A 17807-nucleotide genomic window follows, 5' to 3' on the forward strand; every position below is an offset into this window, starting at 1 on the left:
CAGCCTTGCCCGATCCAGACCTGACCCCGGCGACGTCCTCCGCGACGCTGGCCGCCCGCCTCCACCCCGTCGCCGACGACCTCCTCGTCTGCCGCATCGAGCACCTGCCCACCTTCGCCGTTCCGCTCGGCCTCGCCGGCAATCCCGGGGCCCGCCTGGAAGCCTGGGCCCTCGCCGTGAGCCCGCAGGATGCCGGCGAGGCGATCTCCTACCTCCTGCTCCTGCGCGTCGCCGCCGGAAGCCGGGAGGATTTCCGGCCGGGCGGAGGCTTCGTCCTGGCGACCCATTTCCGCGACCTGCCGGTGGAGATCCTCACGGCGGATCGCTTCGTTCTCACGCCCCACGAATATGCGGTTCTGGCTCGGTCAGCGCTCACCGTGCAGCTCGGGGAGGATGACGGCGCGCGGCGCGCCGCCGACGCCCTGCTCGCGTTCCTGGCCCCGGGCCTCGACACCTTCCTCGACGCGGATGGCGAGGCGGAGCTGCTGGATCTCGGGCTGGACGGGCGCACACTCACCGTGACTGGCGGCTACCTGCCCCAATGGATCGTCCTGCGCGCGGAGGACGGCTACCACCGCTTCGCGGTCGAGGAAGCGGCCCTCCGCTTCGACGGGCCCGCAACGGCCGCGCTCACCCTCGATCCGGCCTGGACGCCCGGCCTGCTCGCCGACCGCGCCATCCTGGTCGGACGCGACGATCACCGCATCGGCGTCCTGCGCCGCCGGAGGGGCGCGTGACGGAGGCCTCGCCGCGGACAATCCTCGTCCTCGCGCCGATGCCCGCCTTCCCGACGCTCGCAGGCAACCGGCGGCGGCTCCTCGCCGTCTGCGAGATGCTGGCGCGCGGCGGATTCGCGGTGGATTTCGCCTATTTCGCGCACGAGGACCAGGTCTACCGGCGCTACGGCCAGCACCCGCCCACCGACGATGCCCGCACGGACCAAGCCTTCCGGCGCGTCTTCCGGATCGAGCCGCGCGATCCGATCCCGCTGCGCAGCGCGGGCCGGCCTTTCGGCATCGACGACTGGTGTCCGGACGAGGTCGGCGACTTCGTCGCGTGGTACTTCGCGCACCATCCGGAGACCTGCGCGATCGTCGTCAACTACGTGTTCCTGTCGCGCGCGCTGGAGCAGGTGCCGGCGGGCGTCCTGAAGCTGATCGACACCCACGACCGCTTCGCCGACCGGCACCTGATCTACCGCCCCTTCGGGATGGAGCCGAGCTTCTTCTACACGGATGCCGCCGGCGAGGCGGCCGGGCTCGACCGGGCGGATGCGGTCCTGGCGATCCAGGCGAACGAGGCCGCCTATTTCCGCACCGTCACCGATCGCCCCGTCCTGCTGCTGCCGCCGCGCCTGCCCCGCCAGAGCGTGCCGCGGACGGTGACGCGCCTGCGCCGGATCGGCTTCATCGGACACGGCAACGACGCCAACCGCCTGTCGATCCGGGCCTTCGCGGAGATCTGGACCAGCGGATGGCAGCCGGGCATGCCGGAGCTCGTCGTGGCCGGCGAGGTCTGCACCGCGCTCGGGCTCGAAGCCTGCCCCGGGCTCACGCTGCTCGGCCGGGTCGCGGAGCTTGAGACCTTCTACGACGCGGTCGATGCCGTCGTCGCACCGATGCTGATGGGGACCGGCCTCAAGATGAAGGTGGCCGAGGCCCTGTCCTACGGGCTTCCGGTGGTCGGCACCGCCACCGCCTTCGACGGGTTCGATCCCTACGCGGCGGCGCATCGCCTGCCGGGCGTCGAAGCGGTGCGCGAGGCCGTGCTGGCGCTGCGCAGCGACGCGGCCGCTCTTGCCGCCCTCGGCGCCGACTGCGCAGACCTGTTCCGCCGCTTCGAGGCCCGCTGCGCCGAGGCCGAGGCGCGATGCCTCGGCCTGATCGCGGCGGCGTCAGGGCGCGCCACCGCGCCGGGGGACGTGCCCGAAGCGCCTGCCCCCCGGAACGAAACCATCTGCCTGGGCGCCGTCACGGTCACCGAGGAGTGGGACCTGCGCTCGCTGCCGGCGAGCCATCCGGATCTCGGCATCCTCGTGGCGACGGAGCGTGCCGGGCCGGACGCGCCGTCGCGAGGCTACACCCCTGTCCGGCGCCGCTGGTTCGCACGCGTGCCCCGGGCCGGGGAGATCGCGGACCCGGCGGGACGGCAGGCGCTCGCCGGCTCGCTCGCCGCCACCCGCCTCGCCCTGTCCCCGGAATGGGTGCGGACCCCCGCGCTGCCCCAAGCCCTCCGCGAAGCGCTCGCGCCGCTCCTCCTCGCCACCGAGCCGGATTGGTGGAGCGAGGCCGAATTGCTCGGACGGGCCGATGGCCGTCTCGACCTCGTCGCCTGCCTGCCGAGCAGCTTCCTGTCCGCCCTGCCGCGCACGGCCTGTTTCGTCGTGGCCTCCTCGGAAGGCCTGTCGGTGGCGGCCGGCGCGACCGGCGCCGAGCCGCTGATGCGGCAGGCCGCCCTGCGCCGCGCCTCGTCCGACCCGACCCTCGCCCTGGTGCCGGCCGTCCTCGCCCTCGACGCGAGCCCGCCGGACCGGCAGCGCGCCGATCGGCTCCAGGCGGACCGGATCCTCATCCTCGCCGACGACCTGATCGGCCACCTGATCGTCGGGCCGAAACCGGCCTGAGCGGTTCGCCGATCTCCCCGCAACGCGCGCGGTCTGCAGCCGCGCTCATTGCCTCGCTGCGCGAACCGCTGCATGGGTGTGCGCCGGAGCGCACGAGGCCGTGAACGCAAAGATGCTGAAGGGGGACGGAGAGGACGACCCGGCCGCGATGCGCGCGCCGGCGCTGCCGGGGCCTGAAGCCGCCGCGCTCGCAACGGGTTCGACGGCGGGCCGCGACGATCCATGGCGGCTGCGCGTGCTCTACGTGGACGACAGCGTGCCGCATATCGACCGCGGCAGCGGCCTGCCGCGGGCCAACTTCATCGTCAACGCGCTCGCGGATCTCGGCTACGCCGTGACCTTCTACCCCGTCTTCGCCCGCGATCCCGGCGGCGATTCCTACCGGGACATCGACCGGTCGGTGGAGATCCTCCAGGCCGACGAGGCCGAGGGCTTCCGGCGGATCGTAGCGGAAGGCGCCGGCCGCTTCGACGTGCTCTGGGTCAGCCGCCCGCACAACATCGCGATGGTCTGCCGGGAACTCGCCAATGCGGGCCTGACGCCGCGCGGCTTCGTCCGCTCGCGGGTGATCTTCGACTCGGAGGCGGTCTTCGCGCTGCGCGACTTCATCGCCGCCTCGATGACGAACCGCTTCGGCACCGACGCCGCCCTGCGGACGGCCATCCTGCAGGAGACGCGCCTCTTCGCGCAGGCCGACCGCGTCGTCAGCGTGTCGGAAGCCGAGGCCCGGCTGCTGGCCGCCTTCGGGGTCGACAATGTCAGCGTCCTCGGCTTCGCGCTGGGGTCGAACGACGATGCGCTCCCGGGCTTCGCGGCCCGCTCGGGCTTCCTGTTCATCGGCTCCCTGGCGCGGGAGGGGCAGCCGAACGTCGATTCCCTGGACTGGCTGCTCGACGAGGCCTGGCCCCGTGTCCGCGAGGCCATTCCGGACGTGACGCTCACCGTCATCGGCGAGGTGCTGCCGGAGATCCGCGACCGCTTCGCGCGGCCGGGCATCTCGGTGCTGGGCCGGGTTGCCGATCCCGGGCCGCTCTTCGCGCGGGCCCGCGTCTGCATCGCGCCGACGCGCTTCGCGGCGGGCATCCCGCACAAGGTCTACGAATCGGTCTCGCGCGGCGTGCCGCTGGTGGTGACCGCGCTCCTCGCCGAGCAGATCGGCTGGCCCGCCGGCACCGGCTACCTCGCCCGCGACTGGCGCGACGCGACGGGCTTCGCCGACGCGCTCTGCCGCCTCCACGACGACCAGGTGCTCTGGACCCGCCTGCGCGAGGCCGGCCTCGCGCAGATCGCGCGGGACTGCGATCCCGTCCTCCACCGGGCGGCCCTGCGGCGCCTGTGCGAGGTGCGGCCGTGACGCCGGGGCTGCCCGCGGGCGCCGTCCGCCTGCTCTCGCTGGCCGCGCGCCGCGTCCTGATCGGGCGGGTCCCGAAGCTGTTCGACGCCGACTATTACCTGCGCGCCAACCGCGACGTGGCCCGCAGCGGCGTCGACCCCTTCCTCCACTACGTGCTCCGGGGCGCGGAGCAGGGACGCAATCCGGCCGCCGATTTCGACACGCGCTTCTACCGCAGCCAGAGCGGGCAGACCCGGCTCGACCCGGTCCGCCACTACACCCGGATGGGCGCGCGCAAGGGGTTCGATCCGAATCCCGGCTTCAACACCCTGTGGTACACGAGCCAGTACGTGGACGTGGCGGGGTCGGGGTCGAATCCGCTGCTGCATTACCGTACGCATGGACGGCAGGAGGGCCGGCCGGTCAGCCGCTCCACCTTCGGCTCGCCGCAGCCGCACATGCTGGAGGGCGTGCCGTCCCACCACATCCTAAACCTGCCGGAAGACGAGCGGACGCGCTTCGCGCTCGTCCTTCACAGGGAGGCAGCGGCCTGCCCGGACCCGGCCCGGCGCCTTTGCCTGTTCATGCGGCTGACCGACCCGGAGATCGCTGGGCTTCTCGACGGTTTCGAGGTGTTCGAATTCGGCCGGCTGAAGCAGCTCACGGTCGCGATCGACCCGCTCTCGGCCGCCCATCCGCAGCGGGCGACGCTGCTCGCGGCCTTCGAGCATTGCTATTACGGCGAAGAGCGGGCCGGCCCGCTCGTCCTGCGCTGCGCCGAGGTGCGGCTCTGGGACCTGCGCCCGCACAAGCCGCGCATCGCGGCGGTCTTCCCCGGCGGCACCTTCACGGTGCGGCGCCGGGCCTGAGGATCCGGGCCGGAGGCATCGCCCCCGGCCACCCGGATTTCTTAGTTGAAGAGCGAGCCGACGCCGCCCTGCACGCGGCTCAGGCCCTGCTTGGCGACCGCGTTGTTCGGGTCGATGCCGGCGGCGCGCTGGTAGTTCTCCATCGCCTCCTTGCGCCGGTTCGACTTCTCGTAGGCGAGGCCGCGATAGGCCCAGGAGGTCGCGTCCTTGTTGTTCACGTTGAGCGCGGCGTTGTAGTCCTCGATCGCCTTGTCGAACTGGTTCGTGGCGATCAGGCTCTGGCCGCGGGCGGCGTAGGGCGCCGAGACGAAGGGGTTCCGGTCGATCGCCGCGTCGAAATCGGCGATGGCCTGGGTGTTCTGGCCCTGCTTCTGCCGGACGAGGCCGCGGGCGTGGTAGGCCTCGGCGGATTCCGGCATCAGGCGGATCGCGACGTTGAGATCGGAGAGCGCGCCGTCGAGGTCGCCCTGGGCGCGCAGCACGTTGGCGCGGCCGATATAGGCGGGGCCGTAATTCGGGTCGGCGCTGATCGCCTTGCCGAAATCCTGCAGCGCGGCGTCGTTGCGGCCGGTCTGGCGGTAGGCCAGCGCCCGGTTGTTGTAGGCGGAGCCCGAATTCGGATCGATGCCGACCGCCTTGGTGAAGTCGGCGATGGCCTCGTTGAACTGGCCCGCGCGGGCATAGGCCGCACCGCGGGTGTTGTAGGCCGCCGCGTCGTTCGGATTGCGCTGCACCACCTCGGTCAGCGAGGCGATGTTGGTGCTGGTCGCGCCCGTGGCGTCGGTCTCCAGCACCGCGTATTGGCGCGGGCTCGCCACGCTGCCCATCGTCTCGCAGCCGGCGAGCGCGACGGTCGCCAGCAGGGCCGAACCGATCAGCGCCACACGCGGCGCCCGCACGCTCATTGACCTCATCACCCGCTCCCCTCCGGGCCGGCTCCAGCGCGCGCCCGATCCCCGATCGTCCATCCGTCGCGCCGGTCCTGCCGGCGCCCGTCCCGGTCCGCAATCCGCGCGGCCACCGGATGGGCGCGGGGACAGTCTCGCGACGCGGTGAACGCGCGCTTAAACGAAGCCGAAAACCCCTTGGCACTCGCGGAGATGCGATCCCTGCGAAGCGAGCGGCGCGTCGGAATCGTGAACCGGGCGACGGAACCTTGGAAGCCAGCGGATGTGGCGAAGGTATGGCTCGCGGGCCGGAGGCCCTGCTTCGGGGCCTCCGCGCGGGCTCGCGGAGCCGGGGGTGTGGTCGGAAAGCCGCGATTCGCGCGCGGTCTCAGCCGATCAGGCGAGTGACGTGGCCCATCTTGCGTCCGGCCCGGGCCTCGCCCTTGCCGTAGAGGTGCAGATGCGCGCCCGGCTCCCCGAGGAGGGCGACCCAGCCATCGGCCTCGGCGCCGATCAGGTTACGCATCTCGACCGCCAGGCCGCCGGTGCGGCCCGGATCGCCGAGCGGCCAGCCGCAGACCGCGCGGACATGCTGCGCGAACTGGGAGGTGAGGGCGCCCTCGATGGTCCAGTGCCCGGAATTGTGCACCCGCGGCGCGATCTCGTTGACGATCAGGTGCTCGCCCGCCTCGTCCCGGACCAGGAACATCTCGACCGCGAGCACGCCGACATAGTCGAGCGCCTCGGCGATGCGCCGTGCGATCTCGACGGCGGCCGCGCCCGTCTCGGCGCTCACCCCCGGCGCCGGCACGCGGGTGAGCGCCAGGATATGGTCGCGGTGCTCGTTCTCGCAGAGGTCGAAGGCGGCGAAGGAGCCGTCCGCGGAGCGGGCCGCCACCACGGAGACCTCGCGCTCGAAGGGCACGAAACCCTCGAGGATCAGCGGCGCGCCGCCGAACTCGGCGAAGATCGCGTTGCGGTCGCCCTCGGCGGGTTCGCGGATGATGCGCTGGCCCTTGCCGTCATAGCCGAAGCGGCGCGTCTTCAGCACCGCCGGCAGGCCGAGCGCGTCGAGGGCGCGGGCGAGGTCGTCCGGCGTATCCACCTGCCGGAACGGGGCGGTGGGGATGCCGATGCCGTTGATGAAGCTCTTCTCGGACAGCCGGTCCTGGGTGATCGAGAGCGCGTCGGCGCTCGGATGCAGGGCGGCGTGCCGCGCCAGAAGGTCGGCGGTCTCCCGGGGGATGTTCTCGAACTCGTAGGTCACCGCATCGACGGATTGCGCGAAGCGGGTCAGCGCCTCGGCGTCGTCATAGGCGCCGCAGGTGGTGCGGGCGGCGACGTCGAAGGCCGGGCTGTCGGCGTCGGGCGCGTAGACATGGACCTTCAGGCCGTAATTCGCGGCCGCGAGCGCGATCATGCGCCCGAGCTGGCCGCCGCCGACGATGCCGAGGGTGGAACCGGGCGCGAGGGGCATCGGGGTCACGCGGTCTCCGTCACGGGCTTCTCGGCGACGCTCGCCGTCTGCCGGGCGCGCCAGGCGTCGAGGCGCTCGGCCAGGGCAGGATCGGTCAGCGCGAGCACGGCGGCGGCGAGCAGAGCCGCGTTCACGGCGCCGGCCCGGCCGATGGCGAGGGTGCCGACGGGGATGCCCGCCGGCATCTGCACGATCGAGAGCAGGCTGTCCTGGCCGGAGAGCGCCTTCGACTCCACAGGCACGCCGAAGACCGGCAGGCTCGTCATCGCGGCGGCCATGCCGGGCAGGTGGGCGGCCCCGCCCGCGCCGGCGATCACCACCTTGAAGCCGGCCGTCCGCGCGCCCTTGGCAAAGGCCACGAGCCGGTCCGGCGTGCGGTGGGCCGAGACGATGCGCGCGTCGTAGGGGACGGCCAGCGCGTCGAGGGTCTCGGCGGCGTGCCGCATGGTCTCCCAGTCGGACTGGGATCCCATGATGATCGCGACCGGGGAGGCAGCCGGTGTGCTCACGCGCAGGTCTCGCGGTTGGGCCCGCGCCGGCGGGGGCCGGCCGCGGCGGAAACCCTGCCGTTACAGGCGCGCGCCAGGGCCCGCAAGGCGGGTCGCGCGCCGATCCACCGTCAGGCGATGATGTCGGGCGTCAGCTGGTCCTCGACATAGGCGATGCGGTCGCGCAGCGTCAGCTTGCGCTTCTTCAGGCGCTGGATCTGGAGCTGGTCTGCGACGACGTTGCGCTCCAGCGCCTCGATGGCGCTGTCGAGGTCGCGGTGCTCTTCCTTCAGGCCGTGCAGCTCCCGGACGAGGTCCGTCTGCCCATCCTCGACCCGCGCGTTGTCCTGCGCACTCTCGATCGACTCGACCGTCATCGCCGCCCGCTGAAAAACACCCGAACCGCCGCGTCCCAGCATGCGCCAGGCATGCCGGCTCGGCAACACGATCCCCTAACCGTTCCGCACCGCACCCACCGAAATGCCTTCGACAGCCGGCCTATCCTGTGGCAGGTTCGATGCGTCAGAACAATGACAGGAGATTCGCCTCATGTCGCTGCAGACGCATCTGAACCAACTCACCCGGAAGCACGAAGCCCTCGAGCGTGAGATTCAGGAAGCGATCCACAGGCCCTCGGCAGACGACCTTCACATCGCCGAGCTGAAGCGACGGAAACTCCACCTGAAGGACGAGATCAACCGACTCCAGGGCGTCGACGACACGATCCACTGATCCGGTCGCGACCGCCCCGCCGATGAGACAGGAACCGCCGCGCCGGCCTCCCGGTGCGGCGGTTTCGCGTTTCGCGGGCTGCCGCAGCGGGCCTCGTCTCTGCTAGGGTCGCCAGCACCGCCGACAGAGCGGCACCCGAGGAAACGCCATGCCCGCCAGCCTGCCCGGCCGCTATCCCGAGGTCTATGCCGCGGCGAGCCGCGACCCGGAGGCGTTCTGGCTCGATGCGGCGAAGGCTCTCGACTGGTCGACGGCGCCGAGCCGGGCCTTCGATGCCGATCAGGGCCCCTATGGCCGCTGGTTCCCGGACGGCGAACTCAACGCCTGCCACAACGCGGTCGACCGGCATGCCGAGGGCGCGCGGGCCGATCAGGCGGCGATCCGCTACGATTCGCCCGTCACCGGCACCAAGCGGACCATCACCTACGGCGAGCTGCGCGACGAGGTGGCGACGCTCGCCGCCGTGCTCGCCGATCTCGGCGTCGCCAGGGGCGACCGCGTCCTCCTCTACATGCCGATGGTGCCCGAAGCCCTGTTCGGGATGCTGGCCTGCGCCCGGCTGGGCGCCGTGCATTCCGTGGTGTTCGGGGGCTTTGCCGCCAACGAGCTCGCCGTGCGCCTCGACGATGCCCGGCCCAAGGTGGTGCTCGCCGCCTCCTGCGGCATCGAGCCCAACCGCACGGTCGCCTACAAGCCGCTCCTCGACGCGGCGATCGGCACCGCCTCCCACAAGCCGGAAGCCTGCCTGATCCTGCAGCGCCCGCACTGCGCGGCGCAGCTCACGGAGGGCCGCGACCGCGACTGGGCGGAGGCCGTCGCCGCGGCACGGGCCGAGGGGCGCCGGGCGGAGTGCGTGCCGGTGGCCGCCACCGACCCGCTCTACGTGCTCTATACGTCGGGCACCACGGGCAAGCCCAAGGGCGTGGTGCGCGATACCGGCGGCTATCTCGCGGCGCTCGCGTGGTCGATGCCGAACCTTTACGGCGTCGCGCCCGGCGAGACCTATTTCTGCGCCTCCGACATCGGCTGGGTCGTCGGGCATTCCTACATCGTCTACGCACCGCTCGTGCACGGCTGCACCACGGTGCTCTACGAGGGCAAGCCGGTCGGCACGCCCGATGCCGGCGCCCTCTGGCGGGTGGTGTCGGAGACGGGCGCCGTCTGCCTGTTCACGGCGCCCACCGCCCTCCGGGCCATCAAGAAGGAGGATCCGCGGGGCGAGCGCGTCGGCGATCACGACCTCTCGGCCTTCCGCAGCCTGTTCCTGGCCGGCGAGCGGGCGGACCCGGATTCCGTCGCCTGGGCCGAGCGGGTGCTCGACCGTCCCGTCATCGACCATTGGTGGCAGACCGAGACCGGCTGGCCGATCGCCGGCAACCCGCTCGGCCTCGGGCTCCTGCCGGTGAAGCACGGCAGCACCTGCGTGCCGATGCCGGGCTACCGCGTCGAGATCCTCGACGAGGGCGGCAAGCCGGTGCCGCCGGACACGATGGGCACGATCGCGATCCGCCTGCCGCTGCCCCCAGGCTGCCTGCCGACCCTGTGGGGCTCGGACGAGCGCATGCGGTCGAGCTACCTTGCCACCTTCCCCGGCTATTACGACACCTCCGATGCCGGGGTGATCGATGCGGACGGCTACATCACCGTGCTCGGGCGGACCGACGACATCATCAACGTGGCCGGCCACCGCCTCTCGACCGGGGGCATGGAGGCGGTGCTCGCCGGCCATCCGGACGTGGCCGAATGCGCCGTCATCGGCATCCGCGACAGCCTCAAGGGCGAGGTGCCCTGCGGCTTCGTGGTGCTGAAGGCCCAGGTGGCCCGCGACCCCGCCGAGATCGAGCGCGAGCTGGTGGCCAAGGTCCGCGACGAGATCGGGCCGGTCGCCGCCTTCAAGCTGGCGCTCACCGTGCCGCGCCTGCCCAAGACGCGCTCGGGCAAGATCCTGCGCGCCACCATGAAGCGCATCGCCGACCACGAGCCCTGGACCATGCCGGCCACCATCGACGACGCCTCCGTGCTCGACGAGATCGGCGCGAGCCTGGAGCAAAGGGGTATCGGCGAGGCGTAGGGCTCCTGTCGTGACGCGCTCTCTTCCGCCGAACCGGTATCCACTTCGGCGGAGAGCGCTCTGGCCGGCTGGCATACCGCGCCGGCCGGCGTAGATAGGAGCGCATCCATCTGGAGCGCCCCATGACGACAGCCACGCCCGCACGCCTGTTCGAACCGCTGACGCTCGACGGCCTCACCCTCGAGAACCGCATCCTGGTCGCTCCGATGTGCCAGTACTCGGCCCGCGACGGCGAGGCCACCGACTGGCACATGATGCATCTGGGAGGGCTCGCCATGTCGGGCGCCGGGCTACTGACCCTGGAGGCGACCGCCGTCTCGCCGGAGGCCCGCATCACCGCCTGGGACCTCGGCCTCTACAACGACGGCTGCGAGCGGGCGCTCGCCCGCGTCCTCGACGCGGTGCGCGACTACGCGCCGATCCCGATCTGCATCCAGATCGCCCATGCCGGCCGCAAGGCATCGAGCGAGGCGCCCTGGACGGGCGGGGCGCAGATCCCGCCGGAGCATCCTTACGGCTGGCGCACCGAGGCGCCGTCGCCGGTGCCGCACGGGGAGGGCGAGGTGGCGCCCCACGCCCTCGATGCAGCCGACCTGAAACGGGTGCGGGACGCCTTCGTGGCCACCGCGAAGCGCGCGGTGCGGCTCGGGATCGAGGCGGTGGAGCTGCACGGGGCGCACGGCTACCTGCTGCACCAGTTCCTCTCGCCGCTGGCGAACCGCCGCACGGACGAATATGGCGGCAGCCTGCGCAACCGCATGCGCTTCCCGCTCGAGGTCTACGACGCGGTGCGTCAGGTCGTGCCCGCGGGCAGCCCGGTCTGGCTGCGCGTCTCGGCCACCGACTGGGTGGAGGACGGCTGGGACCTCGACGAGACGGTCGAATTCGCCCAGGCGCTCAAGGCGGCGGGCTCGCCGGCGATCCACGTCTCCACCGGCGGCGTCTCGCCCAAGCAGGCGATCAAGCTCGGGCCGGGCTATCAGGTGCCCTTCGCCGAGCGGATCAAGGCGGAGACCGGGCTCACCACCATCGCGGTCGGCCTGATCACCGAGCCGGCCCAGGCCGAATCCGTGCTGCAGGAGGGCCGGGCGGACGCCATCTCGCTCGCCCGGGCCATGCTCTACGATCCCCGCTGGCCCTGGCACGCCGCGGCCGAGCTCGGCGCCCGGGTCCGGGCCCCGAAGCAGTACTGGCGCTCGCAGCCGCGGGCGTACAAGGACCTGTTCAAGGACACGGCCTTCGGGCAGCGGTGAGGCGCGCCGCCCCTCCATTGTTGGCGAGACGGTTTTTGATCGAGCGCGGGTCCGCTCTCCACCCAAGTCGGGCCTGCCCGACTTGGGCAGCAGGGTGCGGATCTCGGGCAGGCCCGAGATCCGTCGGGAGAGCACATGTGCTTTCGGCCCCGCGCGCTGGTGCGCCGGGGGCATGGCCCAAAGTCGGGGTGACGCGGGACGCCGCGAAGCCCGAAGACGCAACGTTGCACAAAGCCGGCTCCCCGGCGTCCCGCGGATGAGAGGCGGTGGCCGTCAGCCCAGCATCCGATTTTGCGTCCGGTGTCCGTCACGCGGGGTCGCGAGCTGGCGCTAAGTCAGTCCCGAGGTCAGAGCCCTCGGCGCTTCCGAGCGAGCCTTCGTCGCACGCTGCCCCGTAGTGGGCAGCGCCGCAGCTTCCCTCCGCACCGCCCAGGTCAGGGTCGGGCCTGGGGCATTTCCTCCCCAGGCAGGTCGCCCAGCCCGAGCCGGGGGTCGTGTCGCGTCCCGCGCCCGGGGCTGCCGCAGCCGACGGCAGACGCAGGCACCGGCCTGTCGCACGCCGTCCCGGCGGCTGACCGGTTCGGCGCCCCGAGGCGTCTCACGACGCGTCGCGGCAGGCCCCGGCAAATGAGCACAAAACAGGAACATTGTCAAGACGGCGCGCCCGTCTCACGCACCCCTCAGCATCGCTTCAGCCGCCGCGAGGTCCTCGGGCGTGTTGACGTTGAGGAAGGGATCGACCGGCTCGGTGGGCCAGGCGGCGAGGGCGGGGGATCGGGCCAGGACGAAGCCGCCGACCCGGCGCTCGCCCCGGTCGAGATAGGCCCTGAGCGCCCCCGCGAGCGCGCTCGGCCACAGGGCGATGGTGAAGTGCTGCCGCTCACCCGAGGCGGCGAGGGCGAGGGCGCCTCCGGCCGCGTCCCGCGCCGCGGCGAGACGCGCCACGAGGTCGTCCGGCAGGAAGGGCGCGTCGCCCGAGACGCTGACCACGGACCCGATGCCGGCGGCCGCGGCCTGTTCGAGCCCGGCCAGGATGCCGGCGAGGGGCCCGGGCTGGCCCGGCACGGGATCGGGCAGGACCGGCCCCGGGAAGCCGGCGAAGCGCGCCGGATCGCCGTTGGCGCTGAGGGCGAGCCCGGCCGCGCATTGAGGGGCGAGCCGCTCCACCACCCGGTCGAGCAGCGTGCGCCCGGCGAGGCGGAGCAGGGGCTTGTCGCCCCCGCCCATCCGCCGCGCCTGTCCGCCGGCCAGGATCAGGCCGAGGACCGGCGCGGGCGCGCTCACCGGTCTCTCACTCGAAGACGATCTTCGGCGCGGCCCGGCCTGCCGGCGCGCCGGAGAGGTTCGACCAGAGCTTGGCCGCGATCTCGCGATAGACCTGGGCCTGCGGCCCGTCCGGATCGGTCGCCACCACGGGGCGGCCGGAATCCGAGGTCTCGCGGATCGTCATGTTGAGCGGCACCTCGCCGAGGAAGGGCACGCCGAGGCGCTCGGCCTCGTGGCGGGCGCCGCCATGGCCGAAGATGTGCGAGGCGTGGCCGCAATTCGGGCAGATGAAGGTCGCCATGTTCTCGATCACGCCGAGGATCGGCACGGCGACCTTCTTGAACATGGTCACGCCGCGGCGGGCGTCGATCAGCGCGAGGTCCTGCGGCGTCGAGACGATGACGGCGCCCGAGAGCGGCGTCGCCTGGGCCATGGTGAGCTGGGCGTCGCCGGTGCCGGGCGGCATGTCGACGATGAGCACGTCGAGCTCGCCCCAGAGCACGTCGCGCAGCATCTGCGTGATGGCCGACTGCACCATCGGCCCGCGCCAGATCATCGCCGTCTCCGGCTCGATCAGGAAGCCGATCGACATGACCTTGAGGCCGTAGCCCTCCATCGGCTCCATGGACTTGTTGTCGACGACGTTGGGCTTGCCCGACAGGCCGAACAGCTTCGGCACGGAGGGGCCGTAGATGTCGGCATCGAGGAGGCCGACCTTCAGCCCCTGCGCCTTCAGCGCCAGGGCGAGGTTGCAGGCGGTGGTCGACTTGCCGACGCCGCCCTTGCCGGAGGCCACCGCCACGATGTGGCGCACGCCCGGGAGCTGCGGGCCCTGGTTCGGCGGGGCGCCGGGACGCGGCGGCTGCACGGGGCGCGGGGCTGCCGTGCTCTGGGCCTGATGGCCGGCCCCGCGCTCGGAGGTGAGGCTCGCGAAGACGCCCGTGACGCCCGGGATCGACAGAACCTTGCCCTCGGCGGCGCGGCGCACCGGCTCGAAGCGCTCGGCCTCGCTCGGGTCGATCAGGATCGAGAACATCACGCGGTTGTTGGGATCCACCACCACCTGCGAGAGGCGGCCGGAGCCGGTCAGCGTCGTGCCGGCGGCATCCACGGTGACGCCGGTGAGCGCCTTCATCACGTCGTCGCGGCTGATCGCCAAGGTCGTTCTCCGTACAGGGAGCCGGCGGGCAACGGGCCAGCAGGTATACCACTGCATGTAACCGAGCGCGCCGGGAACGCCAGACCCCGGCGCCGGCAAACTCACCGCCGCCGCGCGGACGGGATCGCGACGAGGTTGCAGCGCTCCATCGGGCCGCGCACCACGGTGCCGTCGCCGCGCCGGTAGAAGCCGTTCCGGACATGGCGGCAACCGGGCGGGCCGGGCAGCCGCTTCACCCGCGCGATATGGACGCTGCGGTAGCGCCGGTTCGAGAAGTCGTGCCCGCCGATCCGCACGCCGGGGCCGAAGCGCACCTCGGCGGCGGCGGGCCCGGCCGCGAGGCCGGCGAGGAGCGCGAGGAGGAGGGCGGTCCGGCACCGATGCATGGGTCTCGTCGTCCTCTCTGTCGTGCCGTGCCCGGGCGCTGAACCAAGCGGGCTCTGGTCCGTTGTCGGGGCAGCTTCAGGCGGGCCGTCGATGCGCGAGGCCGCATCGCCCGAGCTAGCCCGCCCGGATCGGTTTTTCGAGACGCGTTGAGGAGAATGCTTTCATGCACCAGGGCAACCACCGCGACCACGAGGGCGCGAAGAAGCTCTTCGACATGATCAAGGACGTGAAGATCGCGATGATGACCACCGTCGATTCCGACGGAACGCTCAACAGCCGGCCCATGTGGAACCACGACGCCGACGAGAACGGCGACCTGTGGTTCTTCACCAAGCTGCACGCGCCGAAGACGGCCGAGATCAGCCGGGACAACCAGATCAACCTCGCCTATTCCGACCCGTCGAGCCAGAACTACGTCTCGGTGGCCGGCAAGGCCGAGATCGTGCGCGACAGGGCGACGATCGACGCCAAGTGGCAGGAGAGCCTGAAGACCTGGTTCCCCAAGGGCAAGGACGACCCCGAGGTCGCGCTGATCCGCGTCCATCCGGAGAAGGGCGAGTACTGGGACAGCCCGAACAGCACGATGGTCCACGTCTACGGCTACGTGAAGGCGGCGCTGACCGGCGAGTCCCCGAAGACCGAGGTCAAGAAGGTCGACCTCGCCTGAGCGGCTGAACCCCGCACACGGAATGCACACTGGGCCGGCGGGTACCGTCCGCCGGCCCATTGACTTGCGCCGCCCCGGCATGCGCCCTGTCGCGTGCGGGCACAGGGGACCCGCGGCCGGAGCGTGAACCCGACCGATGCTCGATCTCGCGACGCGGGTCTACAACCACAATTTCCGCATCGACCCGATCGTCCGGTCGCTGCTCGACACGGATTTCTACAAGCTCCTGATGGCGCAGATGATCCTGCGCCGGCATCCGGAGGTCTCGGTCACCTTCGGCATCCACAACCGCACGCGCAGCGTCCGCATCGCGGACGAGGTCGATATCGGCGAGTTGCGCGAGCAGCTCGACCATGCCCGCTCGCTCCGCCTCGGGCGCGGCGAGGCGACCTGGCTGCGCGGCAACGCCTTCTACGGCACGCGCCGCATCCTCTCGGCCGAGTTCATCGCCTGGTTCGAGGCGTTCCGCCTGCCCGATTACGAGCTCGCGGTGCGCGACGGCCAGTACGAGCTGAGCTTCCACGGCTCCTGGCTCGAGACCACCATGTGGGAGGTGCCCGCGCTCGCCATCCTCAACGAGCTGCGCTCGCGCGCCACCCTGCGCGGCATGGGCCGCTTCGACCTGCAGGTGCTCTACGCCCGCGCCATGACCCGGGTCTGGGAGAAGATCGAGCGCCTGCGCCGCCTGCCCGACCTCTCCATCGCCGATTTCGGCACCCGCCGCCGCCACGGCTTCCTCTGGCAGGATTGGTGCGTGCAGGCGATGCACGAGGGGCTCGGCGCGCATTTCACCGGCACCTCGAACTGCCTCATCGCCATGCGCCGCGAGGTCGAGGCGGTGGGCACCAACGCGCACGAACTGCCGATGGTCTACGCGGCATTGGCCGAGGACGACGCGGCCCTGGCGCAGGCCCCCTACGATGTGCTGCGCGACTGGCAGCAGGATTACGAGGGCAACCTCCTCATCGTCCTGCCCGACACCTACGGCACCACCGGCTTCCTGCGCGACGCCCCCGACTGGATCAGCGCCTGGACCGGCGTGCGCATCGATTCCAAGGACCCGATCGAGGGCGGCGAGGAGGTGGTGGCCTTCTGGGAGGCGAGGGGCTGCGACCCGCGCGAAAAACTCGCGATCTTCTCCGACGGGCTCGACATCGACACGATCGAGCGGATCCACGCGCATTTCCACGGGCGCATGCGCATCGGCTACGGCTGGGGCACGCTCTTGACCAACGATTTCCGCGGCCTCGTCGGCAACCGGCTCGATCCGGTCTCGATCGTCTGCAAGGTCTCGGAGGCGAACGGCCGGCCCACCGTGAAGATCTCCGACAACCCGAGCAAGGCGCAGGGGCCGGAGGCCGAGGTGGAGCGCTACAAGCGGGTCTTCGGCGTCGAGGCGCAGGCGACGCTGCCGGTGCTGGTGTGAGATCGTCCGGTCGTGGGCGGGCCTCTCCTCCCCACAGATCTCGGGCTTGCCCGAGATCTGCCCTTGCCTGTCCAGATCGGGCAGGCCCGATCTGGATGGGGCGGGGAAGCCCGAGGCCGGAGGATCTGCCCCGTAGCCGCTACTTCACCTCCGGCTCCGCCGCGCGGAGCAATTCGCCCGCGACGTCGCCGAGCTTCGGCTGCGGCTCGCGGGTGAAGGGCAGCGGCCGGCAGACCGCGAGCGCCGCGAGGCCGAAGCGGGCGGTCATCAGCCCGTTCAGCACGCCCTCGCCGAGCTTGGCCGAGATCCGGGCCGCGACGCCGAGGCCCAGCACCTGCTGCAGCACGCTCTCGCCCACCGCCATGCCGCCCGTCACCGTGAGATGGGCGACGGCCGCCCGCGCGAGGCGGATGAAGCCGAGGAGCCCCGGCCTGCCACCGTAGATCGCCGCGATCCGGCGCAGCAGCCGCACGGCGGCGAAGACCACGAAGGCCACGTCCACGATCGCCCGCGGGCTCAGCGCCGTCACCGCCGAGACCTGCTTGGCCGCCGTGGCGATGGCGTTGCGCGCCTGCCGGTCGAGGGGCGCGAGCAATTCGTGCTCGGCCAGCCCGATGCGGTCGTCCACGTCGAGGATCGCGTCCTCGAGCGTCGCCAGCCGCTCGCGGCCCGGCTTCAGCGCGGCGCGGTCGGCGTAGAAAGCGGAGAGGTCGCGCACCACGCCCTGCGCCGCCGTGTGGTCGCGGGTGGCGATCGCGCCGATCGCCGCCTCGCGCAGGTGCTCGATCCTGCGCTCGCGCCAGAGCCCCGACAGCTCGCGGGCGACGATCGCCGCGAGCGCGAGGCCCGCGAGGCCGAGGAGAACCAGGGCCACCCAGCCGAGCCAGGGCGCGGTGGCGAACAGGTCGGCGATCAGCCGCTCCACCGAGAGGCCGACCGCGATCGAGACGAGGCCGCCTACCGAGGAGAGGAGCAGCGCGCCCCAGGGCGAGCGGCTCTTGGCTGCCACCGGCACCGGGGTGCCGTCGGCCGCGTCCACGATCTCGAAGGGCTCCTCGACGATGCGGATATCGGCCAGCGGCGGCGGCGCCTCGGCCTCGTCCGTCTCCGGTGCCGGGGGCCCGTTCGAGGGGATGCGGAAGGCGCGCGGCCGTCTGGGATCGCTCATC

General features: G+C 72.0%; 17 protein-coding genes. 9 read left to right on the forward strand and 8 right to left on the reverse strand.

Annotated features, from left to right (window positions below; all coding sequences use genetic code 11):
* Positions 1–5: 5 nt before the first annotated feature.
* The 4 genes from MTDSW087_RS12875 (at position 6) to MTDSW087_RS12890 (ending at position 4825) form a co-directional block, all read left to right on the forward strand.
* Entirely contained in the window at positions 6–737 is a 732-nt protein-coding gene (locus MTDSW087_RS12875; RefSeq protein WP_144764419.1) for a hypothetical protein, read from the forward strand.
* Positions 734–2623, forward strand: coding sequence for a glycosyltransferase (locus MTDSW087_RS12880; RefSeq protein ID WP_306421674.1), 1890 nt, complete (start codon positions 734–736; stop codon positions 2621–2623). The genes MTDSW087_RS12875 and MTDSW087_RS12880 overlap by 4 nt, the downstream gene beginning before the upstream one ends.
* A 100-nt stretch (positions 2624–2723) precedes the next feature.
* A complete protein-coding gene (locus MTDSW087_RS12885; RefSeq protein ID WP_144764421.1) occupies positions 2724–3977 on the forward strand; it encodes a glycosyltransferase in 1254 nt (417 codons plus the stop codon).
* Positions 3974–4825 (forward strand): hypothetical protein, encoded by an 852-nt coding sequence (locus MTDSW087_RS12890; protein WP_238178597.1) that lies wholly within the window; start codon positions 3974–3976, stop codon positions 4823–4825. The genes MTDSW087_RS12885 and MTDSW087_RS12890 overlap by 4 nt, the downstream gene beginning before the upstream one ends.
* Positions 4826–4866: 41 nt before the next feature.
* Here the strand turns inward: MTDSW087_RS12890 and MTDSW087_RS12895 are convergent, their stop codons facing one another.
* From MTDSW087_RS12895 to MTDSW087_RS12910, 4 genes are all read right to left on the reverse strand, one after another.
* The gene (locus tag MTDSW087_RS12895) at positions 4867–5730 is read right to left on the reverse strand and encodes a tetratricopeptide repeat protein (protein ID WP_373321878.1); all 864 of its coding nucleotides are present in this window, start codon (positions 5728–5730) and stop codon (positions 4867–4869) included.
* A gap of 370 nt (positions 5731–6100) precedes the next feature.
* A complete protein-coding gene (locus MTDSW087_RS12900; protein ID WP_144764521.1) occupies positions 6101–7189 on the reverse strand; it encodes a 5-(carboxyamino)imidazole ribonucleotide synthase in 1089 nt (362 codons plus the stop codon).
* 5 nt (positions 7190–7194) lie between these two features.
* The gene (purE, locus tag MTDSW087_RS12905; protein ID WP_144764523.1) at positions 7195–7662 is read right to left on the reverse strand and encodes a 5-(carboxyamino)imidazole ribonucleotide mutase; all 468 of its coding nucleotides are present in this window, start codon (positions 7660–7662) and stop codon (positions 7195–7197) included.
* A gap of 146 nt (positions 7663–7808) precedes the next feature.
* A complete protein-coding gene (locus MTDSW087_RS12910; protein WP_144764426.1) occupies positions 7809–8054 on the reverse strand; it encodes a YdcH family protein in 246 nt (81 codons plus the stop codon).
* Positions 8055–8226: 172 nt separating this feature from the next.
* Here MTDSW087_RS12910 and MTDSW087_RS12915 point away from each other — a divergent pair, with 172 nt between their 5' ends.
* The 3 genes from MTDSW087_RS12915 (at position 8227) to MTDSW087_RS12925 (ending at position 11733) form a co-directional block, all read left to right on the forward strand.
* Entirely contained in the window at positions 8227–8409 is a 183-nt protein-coding gene (locus MTDSW087_RS12915; protein WP_144764428.1) for a YdcH family protein, read from the forward strand.
* A gap of 148 nt (positions 8410–8557) precedes the next feature.
* On the forward strand, positions 8558–10480 hold the full coding sequence (locus tag MTDSW087_RS12920; RefSeq protein WP_144764430.1) for a propionyl-CoA synthetase: 1923 nt from the start codon (positions 8558–8560) through the stop codon (positions 10478–10480).
* Positions 10481–10602: 122 nt separating this feature from the next.
* Positions 10603–11733, forward strand: coding sequence for an NADH:flavin oxidoreductase/NADH oxidase (locus MTDSW087_RS12925; protein ID WP_144764432.1), 1131 nt, complete (start codon positions 10603–10605; stop codon positions 11731–11733).
* Positions 11734–12402: 669 nt separating this feature from the next.
* On the opposite strand, the gene mobA is transcribed toward MTDSW087_RS12925, so the two are convergent.
* The 3 genes from mobA to MTDSW087_RS12940 all read right to left on the reverse strand — a co-directional run bounded on the left by mobA (position 12403) and on the right by MTDSW087_RS12940 (position 14544).
* Entirely contained in the window at positions 12403–13017 is a 615-nt protein-coding gene (mobA, locus tag MTDSW087_RS12930; protein ID WP_144764435.1) for a molybdenum cofactor guanylyltransferase MobA, read from the reverse strand.
* Between the two features lie 7 nt (positions 13018–13024).
* The gene (gene apbC / locus MTDSW087_RS12935) at positions 13025–14158 is read right to left on the reverse strand and encodes an iron-sulfur cluster carrier protein ApbC (RefSeq protein ID WP_144764437.1); all 1134 of its coding nucleotides are present in this window, start codon (positions 14156–14158) and stop codon (positions 13025–13027) included.
* 101 nt (positions 14159–14259) lie between these two features.
* The gene (locus MTDSW087_RS12940; protein ID WP_144764439.1) at positions 14260–14544 is read right to left on the reverse strand and encodes a hypothetical protein; all 285 of its coding nucleotides are present in this window, start codon (positions 14542–14544) and stop codon (positions 14260–14262) included.
* A gap of 164 nt (positions 14545–14708) precedes the next feature.
* Here MTDSW087_RS12940 and MTDSW087_RS12945 point away from each other — a divergent pair, with 164 nt between their 5' ends.
* Together MTDSW087_RS12945 and pncB are read left to right on the forward strand one after the other, a co-directional pair.
* Entirely contained in the window at positions 14709–15212 is a 504-nt protein-coding gene (locus MTDSW087_RS12945; protein WP_144764442.1) for a pyridoxamine 5'-phosphate oxidase family protein, read from the forward strand.
* Positions 15213–15348: 136 nt separating this feature from the next.
* Positions 15349–16638, forward strand: a complete 1290-nt coding sequence (pncB, locus tag MTDSW087_RS12950) for a nicotinate phosphoribosyltransferase (RefSeq protein WP_144764444.1) — start codon at positions 15349–15351, stop codon at positions 16636–16638.
* A 139-nt stretch (positions 16639–16777) separates the two neighbouring features.
* Here pncB and MTDSW087_RS12955 read toward each other — a convergent pair whose 3' ends face one another.
* Positions 16778–17806, reverse strand: coding sequence for a YcjF family protein (locus tag MTDSW087_RS12955; protein WP_144764446.1), 1029 nt, complete (start codon positions 17804–17806; stop codon positions 16778–16780).
* Position 17807: the final 1 nt, after the last annotated feature.

This window comes from Methylobacterium dankookense (genome assembly GCF_902141855.1).
Lineage (GTDB): Bacteria > Pseudomonadota > Alphaproteobacteria > Rhizobiales > Beijerinckiaceae > Methylobacterium > Methylobacterium dankookense.